Source organism: Porphyromonas sp. oral taxon 278 str. W7784, from assembly GCF_000467855.2.
Classification (GTDB): Bacteria; Bacteroidota; Bacteroidia; order Bacteroidales; family Porphyromonadaceae; genus Porphyromonas.
This window is the reverse complement of record NZ_KI259250.1, coordinates 1-1,213: the sequence shown is the minus strand read 5'-3', so window position 1 is coordinate 1,213 and position 1,213 is coordinate 1. Positions and strand designations below refer to the sequence as shown.

Genomic DNA, 1,213 nt, shown 5'->3' with positions numbered 1-1,213 from the left:
TTTCCGTCTGGAAGATCAGGCTATCGGCGTGGTTGAGCTTTATTTAGTACTGAAGCCAGTCCCTTTTATTCAGCTCCAGACCACAGCACCTCTTATGCCCTACTAGTATGGATATACTAAGACCTATCCACCACAGAGAAAGACTAAGTGTATCAAAAATCTTTTGTGCTCTAATATGCTACTTATCCTTTAGCCTTATTAGTGGGTCTCGGTACTCTTTAATGAGCTCATGCTCTGGCTCATCATCATGAAAGAATACGCCAGAATCGACACCAGTCCCTTCGGTCAATTCAGCCTTTGAAAGCACGTTTCTAATAGTTCCTAAGTCTACCTTCTTAGTCCATCCTCTAAAAGAGATTTGAGCTAGGTATTTTTTTCTCTCTTCTTTTTCACCACTCTTCTTAGAGAATAATTTCTTGAAAAAAGAAGTTTCTTCCTCCTCGACTGGCTCTATCTTACATACATTAATAAACCCTTTCTTTGGATTACATAGGCATATATCAAAATTCCTCAACCTTTTATCAAGCTCTTTATAAGTTAGTTGATAGATTCTTTTGTCTTTCTTCTTAGCAGACTTCCTAATTCTTTCTGAAATAAACTCAATCTTATAATCATCCTCGGTCTTATCACCTTGAGAAAACCTATAAGATCCATAGTCGCTTAGTTCATTCGCCGCAATTCGAACAATTAGGTTCTCTAACTCTGTCTTGGGCTTAACTATCCTATACCCTTTCTTATCCAAGAATAGGAGCAAAGCCAGTAGTGCTGTACGCTTATTTCCATCTTCAAAAGCATGATTCTTTACCAAGCCATACACAAGAGTTGCCATAAGGTCAAACTCATCTGTCCACTTTCGGTGTCCATCAAAAGCGACCTCTTGTCTTGCCACTGCAGATGCTAACAGGTTAAAATTTTTGATTCCAAAGCACATCTGCTCTCCTTCCTTATGGAAATAGTCTGACAGGATGTAGTATGCCTTAACCACATCCAATTCACTAAGTCCACCACTCTCGGAATAGTCCCTTGGGTTATATTTATTTAATACTCTTTCAAAGTCTAGTTTAAAGTCTGGAGACAAGTTCTTCATATTACATATAAGTCAATATTTACAGTGGCTACACCATACAAATATTTGCATGGTGTAGCCACTGTACTAATAGAAGTGTGAGAGACATGCTTATTTGACCTCTTCGAAGTCAGCGTCGGTGATGTT

General features: G+C 38.6%; 1 protein-coding gene. It reads right to left on the bottom strand.

Going from position 1 to position 1,213, the window contains the following annotated elements; translation table 11 throughout:
- Nucleotides 1-178: 178 nt before the first annotated feature.
- Complete coding sequence (locus tag HMPREF1556_RS06305) at nt 179-1,087, bottom strand: type II toxin-antitoxin system death-on-curing family toxin (protein ID WP_021667545.1); 909 nt, start codon at nt 1,085-1,087, stop codon at nt 179-181.
- Nucleotides 1,088-1,213 lie beyond the last annotated feature (126 nt).